The 7,454-nt window shown below is 59.1% G+C and carries 5 protein-coding genes; all 5 read right to left on the reverse strand.

Features of this window, described 5'->3' with window-relative positions; all coding sequences use genetic code 11:
* Positions 1-147: 147 nt before the first annotated feature.
* Positions 148-2,769, reverse strand: coding sequence for a type I DNA topoisomerase (gene topA, locus BFP96_RS03500; protein ID WP_065935589.1), 2,622 nt, complete (start codon positions 2,767-2,769; stop codon positions 148-150).
* A gap of 114 nt (positions 2,770-2,883) precedes the next feature.
* Positions 2,884-3,120 carry a DUF1653 domain-containing protein gene (locus BFP96_RS03505; protein ID WP_065886336.1) on the reverse strand — a complete coding sequence of 79 codons (237 nt, stop codon included), beginning with the start codon at positions 3,118-3,120 and terminating at the stop codon, positions 2,884-2,886.
* Between the two features lie 96 nt (positions 3,121-3,216).
* A complete protein-coding gene (fadA, locus tag BFP96_RS03510) occupies positions 3,217-4,392 on the reverse strand; it encodes an acetyl-CoA C-acyltransferase FadA (protein ID WP_024074080.1) in 1,176 nt (391 codons plus the stop codon).
* A gap of 29 nt (positions 4,393-4,421) precedes the next feature.
* The gene (gene fadB / locus BFP96_RS03515) at positions 4,422-6,569 is read right to left on the reverse strand and encodes a fatty acid oxidation complex subunit alpha FadB (protein ID WP_065893529.1); all 2,148 of its coding nucleotides are present in this window, start codon (positions 6,567-6,569) and stop codon (positions 4,422-4,424) included.
* Between the two features lie 571 nt (positions 6,570-7,140).
* Positions 7,141-7,454: hypothetical protein (locus BFP96_RS03520; RefSeq protein ID WP_065935590.1), on the reverse strand; the 314-nt coding region annotated here is incomplete at its 5' end.

Genomic DNA, 7,454 nt, shown 5'->3' on the forward strand with positions numbered 1-7,454 from the left:
GCGAGCTTGCTCGCGAAAAACTTTAGAGAACCACTGTGTATCAGATTTCTCGCGTCATCGTTAACGACCTTCGCGAGCAAGCTCGCTCCTACACACCAAGAAAAGGCCGCCTATAAAGGCGGCCTTTGTATTTCCAGGATCACTCAATCAAGCGCCCTGGCGCTTGTCCTCGACCTTCCACTTGCCACCGTCGTAGAACGCTTTCCATCCGGTAGGCTTGCCGTCGACTTCGGTCTGCACGTACTGCTCCTTGGTCTTGCGGCTATAGCGGATCACGGCTGGGCGACCATCCGGGTCCTTCTTCGGCGCTTCACACAGGAAGTGGTACTTGGGATCGATCTCGTCCTTGTGCGGCACGATCTCCAGCACCAGCGGTGCACGGGTCTCGCGGTTTTTCGGGAACTGGCTGGCGGCCAGGAACAGGCCCGAAGCACCGTCGCGCAGGATATAGGTGTCGTTGACCTTCTCGCACTTGAGCTCGGGCATCTTCACCGGGTCCATCTTCGGCGGCGCCGCATCACCGCTTTTCAGCAGTTTGCGGGTGTTCTTGCAGGTCGGGTTGGTGCAACCGAAGAACTTGCCGAAACGCCCGGTCTTGAGCTGCATCTCGCTGCCGCACTTGTCGCACTCCAGGCTCGGACCTTCGTAGCCCTTGATGCGGTAGGTGCCCTCTTCGATCTCGTAGCCGTTGCAATCCGGGTTGTTACCGCAGATGTGCAGCTTGTGCTTTTCATCCAGCAGATAGGCATCCATCGCCGTGCTGCAGATCGGGCAACGGTGCTTGCCACGCAGTACCAGCGACTCGGATTCGCCCTCGTCGTCCGCGGCGATTTCATCGCCCGGCACCAGGTTGACGGTAGCCTTGCAGCGCTCTTTCGGCGGCAGGCTGTAGCCCGAGCACCCCAGGAACACGCCGGTGGATGCCGTACGGATCTGCATCGGCCGACCGCAGGTGAGGCAAGGAATGTCGGTCATGACCGGCTGGTTGGCGCGCATGCCACTGTCGGGGCTCTCGGCCACCTCGAGTTTCTTCTTGAAGTCGCCGTAGAACTCGTCCAGCACGTTTTTCCAGTCGCGTTCGCCCTGGGCCACGTCGTCGAGGTTCTCTTCCATGCCGGCGGTGAAGCCGTAGTCCATCAGGTTGGAGAAGCTCTCGGACAGACGCTCGGTGACGATATCGCCCATCTTTTCCGAATAGAAGCGGCGGTTGTGCAGCGCCACGTAGCCACGGTCCTGAATCGTGGAGATGATCGCCGCATAGGTCGAAGGACGACCGATACCGCGTTTCTCCATCTCCTTGACCAGGCTGGCTTCCGAATAGCGCGCCGGCGGCTTGGTGAAGTGCTGCGACGGATCAAGCTTGATCAGCTTCAACGTATCGCCCTGCGCCATATCCGGCAGTACATCGTCGTCGCCTGGCTTGGCGATTTGCGGCATTACGCGGGTATAACCGTCGAACTTGAGGATGCGGCCCTTGGCACGCAGCTCAAAGTCGCCCGCCCCCACGCTGACCGTGGTGGACAAGTATTGCGCCGGCAGCATCTGGCAGGCCAGGAACTGGCGCCAGATCAGCTCGTAGAGGCGTTCAGCGTCGCGCTCCATGCCGCTGAGCTTGCTCGGCTCGGTGTTGGCGTCGGAAGGACGAATCGCTTCGTGAGCCTCCTGGGCGCCTTCCTTGCTGCTGTAGACGTTGGGCTTTTCCGGCAGGTACTTCTTGCCGAATTCGCTTTCGATATAAGTACGCGCCATCGCCACCGCGTCTTGCGACAGGTTGGTCGAGTCGGTACGCATGTACGTGATGTAGCCCGCTTCGTACAGACGCTGGGCCATCATCATGGTCTTCTTCACACCAAAGCCCAGGCGGTTGCTCGCGGCCTGTTGCAGAGTGGAGGTGATGAACGGCGCCGACGGCTTGCTGCTGGTCGGTTTGTCTTCACGCTTGACGATGCTGTAGCTGGAGGCCTTGAGCTTCTCCAGTGCAGCCATGGCCTGGGCTTCGTTCAGCGGCTTGAACGCCTCGCCGTTCTCGCGGGCCACTTCAAAGCGCACGTTGTTGCCCTTGGCGGTGCCGAGGTCAGCGTGGACTTCCCAGTATTCTTCGGGGTTGAACGCACGAATTTCGCGCTCACGCTCCACCACCAGCTTGACCGCAACCGACTGCACACGGCCGGCCGACAGGCCACGGGCGATTTTCGCCCACAGCAGCGGCGAGACCATGTAGCCCACCACGCGGTCGAGAAAACGCCGGGCCTGTTGGGCGTTGACACGGTCGATGTCCAGTTCGCCCGGCTTGGAGAAGGCTTCCTGGATGGCTTTCTTGGTGATTTCGTTGAACACCACGCGCTTGTAGCGGCTGTCGTCGCCGCCAATGGCTTCCCGCAGGTGCCAGGCAATAGCCTCCCCTTCGCGGTCCAAGTCCGTTGCGAGATAGATGGTGTCGGCATCCTTGGCGAGCCGGCGCAGCTCTTCGATGACCTTTTCCTTGCCCGGAAGGATTTCGTACTTGGCCTTCCAGCCATGGTCCGGGTCAACACCCATGCGTGAGACCAGCTGCTTGCGCGCTTTCTCTTTAGGGGTGAGCACCGGACCTTCGCCCGCAGCCGCCTTGCCGCGCTTGGCGGCAGGCTCCTTGCTGGCGCTAGCCGAACCGCTGGTGGGCAGGTCTCGGATATGGCCGATACTCGACTTCACCACGTACTCGTTGCCCAAGTACTTGTTGATGGTCTTGGCCTTAGCCGGGGATTCCACAATGACCAGCGATTTGCCCATGGATCGGAAAATTCCTGAATTCGAGAAGTGAAAGGCAGTTGGCGCCTGTCGCGGCAACGCTATATATAGTGGCAACAAGATGAGGTCAAGCGCAGCATTCTGCGCGACCTGCCGTTATTGCCCTGAAAAAAGACTGGGTTCGGCCTGGACCAAAGCAAAGCGCGGGACCTGCTCGCCGTCAACTTCGACGGTCTCCAGGAACATACTCAAGGGACGCACCCAAAAGCCGTATTCGCCATACAGTGCTTGGTAAAACACCACTTCTTCTTCGGTTTCGGAGTGCCGTGCCACGCTGAAAACGCGGTACTGCGGCCCCTTGTAATGTTGGTAGAGCCCCGGTTCGACTTTCATGCTCTGGCCCTCGTACAAAATTTGTTGAAAAAAATATTAAAAATTCCAAAAAACAAAAACCGGGGCACTGGGCCCCGGCTTCCGTCAAGCGAACGATTAAACGCGTTCGAAGACGGTGGAAATGCCTTGGCCGAGACCAATGCACATGGTTGCAACCCCAAGGTTGCCGCCATTTTGCTTCATCACGTTAAGCAATGTGCCGGAGATGCGGGCACCGGAGCAACCGAATGGGTGGCCCAGGGCAATCGCGCCGCCGTGCAGGTTAACCTTCTCATTCATCTTGTCGAGTACTTTCAGATCTTTCAGCACTGGCAGGGCCTGTGCAGCGAAGGCTTCGTTGAGCTCGAAGAAGTCGATATCGGAGATGGTCAGGCCTGCGCGCTTCAAGGCTTTTTGCGTGGCCGGTACTGGACCATAGCCCATGATCGCCGGGTCCACACCCGCTACGGCCATCGAGCGAATCACCGCCAGCGGCTGGATGCCCAGGTCCTGGGCACGCTGCGCCGACATCACGATCATGCACGAAGCGCCATCGGTGATCTGCGACGACGTACCGGCTGTCACGGTGCCGCCCTTGGGGTTGAAAGCCGGCTTGAGCGCCGCCAGGCTTTCCAGGGTGGTGTCCGGACGGATGGTCTCGTCGTAGTCGAACAGTTTCAGGAAACCGTTCTCGTCATAGCCGTTCATCGGGATGATTTCATCCTTGAACTTGCCTTCCACGGTCGCCTTGTGGGCGAGTTGGTGGGAACGCAGGCCGAACGCGTCCTGGGCTTCACGGGTGATGCCGTGCATTTTGCCGAGCATTTCCGCGGTAAGGCCCATCATGCCCGAGGCTTTTGCCGCGTACAGCGACATGTGCGGGTTAGGGTCGACGCCGTGCATCATGCTGACGTGGCCCATGTGCTCCACGCCGCCGACCACGAACACATCGCCGTTGCCGGTCATGATCGCTTGCGCAGCGGTGTGCAGCGCGCTCATCGACGAACCGCACAGGCGGCTCACGGTCTGGCCGGCCGCGGTGTGCGGGATCTGGGTCATCAACGACGCCATGCGCGCGATGTTCCAGCCCTGCTCCAGGGTCTGGTTGACGCAGCCCCAGATCACGTCTTCGACCTCGTTCGGGTCAACCTTGACGTTGCGTTCCAGCAGCTTGCTGATCAGGTGCGCCGACATGTCTTCGGCGCGGGTGTTGCGGTGCATGCCGCCCTTGGAGCGGCCCATCGGCGTGCGACCGAAGTCGACAATCACGACGTCTCTTGGATTCAAGCTCATAAATATTCTCGCTCTAGTCGATTGGGCGCTTAACCGAAGAAGCTCTGGCCGTTCTTGGCCATCTCACGCAGCTTCGCGGTCGGGTGGTACAGCGGGCCCAAATCAGCGTATTTGTCAGCCAGGGCAACGAACTCGGCCACACCGATCGAGTCGATGTAACGCAGCGCACCACCACGGAATGGAGGGAAACCAATACCGTACACCAGGCCCATATCGGCCTCGGCGGCGGTCTCGACGATGCCGTCTTCCAGGCAACGTACGGTTTCCAGGCACAGGGCGATCATCATCCAGTTGATGATGTCTTCGTCCGACACCTCACGCTGTTCGTAGATGACCGGGGCCAGCACTTCGTGCACCGACGGGTCGGCCACTTTCTTCTGCTTGCCCTTCTTGTCGGCCTCGTAGGCGTAGAAACCCTTGCCGTTCTTCTGACCCAGGCGCTTGGCCTCGTACAGCGCGTCGATCGCCGAACGACGGTCGTCTTTCATGCGGTCCGGGAAACCTTCAGCCATGACGTCGCGACCATGGTGGCCGGTGTCGATGCCGACCACGTCCATCAGGTACGCCGGGCCCATGGGCCAGCCGAATTTCTCCATGACCTTGTCGATGCGCACGAAGTCCACACCGGCGCTGACCAGCTTGGCGAAACCGCCGAAGTACGGGAACAGCACACGGTTGACCAAAAAGCCCGGGCAGTCGTTGACCACGATCGGGTTCTTGCCCATTTTCTTGGCGTAGGCAACGGTGGTGGCCACCGCCTGTTCACTGGACTTCTCGCCACGGATCACTTCCACCAGCGGCATCATGTGCACCGGGTTGAAGAAGTGCATGCCGACGAAGTTTTCCGGGCGCTTGAGGGCCTGAGCCAGCAGCGAGATGGAAATGGTCGAGGTGTTGGAGGCCAGGATGGTGTCGTCTTTGACCTGGGCCTCGACTTCAGCCAATACCGCCTGCTTGACCTTCGGATTCTCGACAACCGCTTCGACCACCAGGTCGACGTGGCCGAAATCGCCGTAGGACAGCGTAGGACGAATGCCGTTAAGCACTTCAGCCATTTTCGCAGCAGTCATGCGACCTTTATCAACGCGGCCTACCAGCAGCTTGGCGGCTTCCGCCAGGCCCTGCTCGATACCGTGCTCGTTGATGTCTTTCATCAGGATCGGCGTGCCTTTGGACGCCGATTGATAGGCGATACCGCCGCCCATGATACCGGCGCCGAGTACGGCGGCCTGTTTCACGTCGCGGGCGATTTCGTCGTAGGCCTTGGCCTTTTTCTTCAGTTCCTGATCGTTCAGGAACAGGCCGATCAAGCTCTGCGCAGCAGAGGTCTTGGCGAGTTTGACGAAACCGGCAGCTTCGATTTCCAGCGCCTTGTCGCGACCGAAGTTCGCGGCTTTCTGGATGGTCTTGATCGCTTCAACCGGCGCCGGGTAGTTCGGGCCGGCCTGGCCAGCCACGAAACCCTTGGCGGTTTCGAACGACATCATTTGTTCGATGGCGTTGAGCTTGAGTTTTTCCAGCTTCGGCTGACGCTTGGCCTTGTAGTCAAATTCGCCGCTGATGGCGCCCTTGATCAGGTTCAGCGCAGCTTCGGCCAGTTTGTCCGGGGCAACCACAGCATCGACAGCACCGACTTTCAGCGCGTCTTCAGCACGGTTTTCCTTGCCGGCGGCAATCCATTCGATGGCGTTGTCGGCACCGATGATGCGCGGCAGGCGCACGGTACCGCCAAAGCCCGGGTAGATACCCAACTTGACTTCAGGCAGGCCGATTTTGGCAGTGGCCGACATGACGCGGAAGTCCGCCGCCAGGCACATTTCCAGGCCGCCGCCCAAGGCGATACCGTTGATCGCAGCCACGGTGGGTACGTTGAGGTCTTCGAAATCGCTGAAAATCTTGTTGGCTTCAAGGTTGCCAGCCACCAGCTCGGCATCGGGCAGCTTGAAGTTGTCGACGAATTCGGTGATGTCAGCGCCGACGATAAACACGTCCTTGCCGCTGGAGACGATCACGCCCTTGACCGAAGCATCTGCTTTGATGGTGTCTACGGCCTGACGCAATTCGTTCAGGGTTAGACGGTTGAACTTGTTGACGGACTCACCCTTGAGGTCGAATTTCAATTCGACGATGCCACTTTCAAGAGCCTTAACCGTGATGGCTTTACCTTCGTAAATCATCAACTGATCTCCACGATATGGAAGCTGAACAGTACACACCGGACGCTGGCCTCTGGTTGGACATTGACACCTGCATCAATGCTCACGCCAATCCGCCAGGCACACCCGCCAGTGCGATAGTCGGGGTTATGTCAGAGCTGTCTGTAGGACAAACGCTCAATTCATACGCCCGTTTGATTTGGGTACGCCACCTTCATCCAATTCCGGGCAATTGTCAATCGCTCCAAAGACTAGGAAAAACGCGACTTTCCAGTCAGTTCAGAACCCGAAGCGCAGGATAGCAACCCGTCAATATTTAACTATTCACAGGATCAATAATAGGAAAGGTAGGGGAAAAGCCTGTACAGAAAGGGATAGACGGCTAGGCTAACCGCAACTTGAGGATTTACCGGCCTGCCTGGCCAACTCCAGCCCGATGATGAGTCGGGCTTTTTATTGCCCGGCCTTCCGGTTTTCTGTAGGAGCGAGCTTGCTCACGAAAATCGCCAACCATAACGCAGCGGACTCAGGTTTAACGCGTCGCTCTCGGGTTTTTCGCGAGGAAGCTCGCTCCTACAATGAGTGGGTTATGTCAGGCCAGGGCTTTGAGCAGCGCATCAATATCCTTCAACACACTCGCATCGCCCTTCTCGCCCCAGTACAAGGCGATCATCTGCTTGTCCGCCTCGACCTTGTAGACGTTGGCCGGCAGCGTTGAAAAATACGGCAACAACTTCTCGTCCACGCACACCTCGCGCCATTGGTTGACCCATACCCCCGGCTCCCACTGCCAGTAACTCCAGATGGCCGGCGAGCTGCCGCGTCGTGGCCGGCAGTACTGCGCGCAGGGGCTCGGCGGCTCTTGCTTGAGCCAGTGCGGCCACGCCTGGGGCGCCAGTTGCATGG

The organism is Pseudomonas sp. 34 E 7, from assembly GCF_900005715.1.
Taxonomy (GTDB): Bacteria; Pseudomonadota; Gammaproteobacteria; order Pseudomonadales; family Pseudomonadaceae; genus Aquipseudomonas; species Aquipseudomonas orientalis_A.

Excerpts from the sequence above, each read along its gene's own strand:
- topA (WP_065935589.1), bottom strand. The coding sequence starts at position 2,769 with ATGGGCAAATCGCTGGTCATTGTGGAATCCCCGGCTAAGGCCAAGACC.
- BFP96_RS03505 (WP_065886336.1), bottom strand. The coding sequence starts at position 3,120 with ATGAAAGTCGAACCGGGGCTCTACCAACATTACAAGGGGCCGCAGTAC.
- fadA (WP_024074080.1), bottom strand. The coding sequence starts at position 4,392 with ATGAGCTTGAATCCAAGAGACGTCGTGATTGTCGACTTCGGTCGCACG.
- fadB (WP_065893529.1), bottom strand. The coding sequence starts at position 6,569 with ATGATTTACGAAGGTAAAGCCATCACGGTTAAGGCTCTTGAAAGTGGC.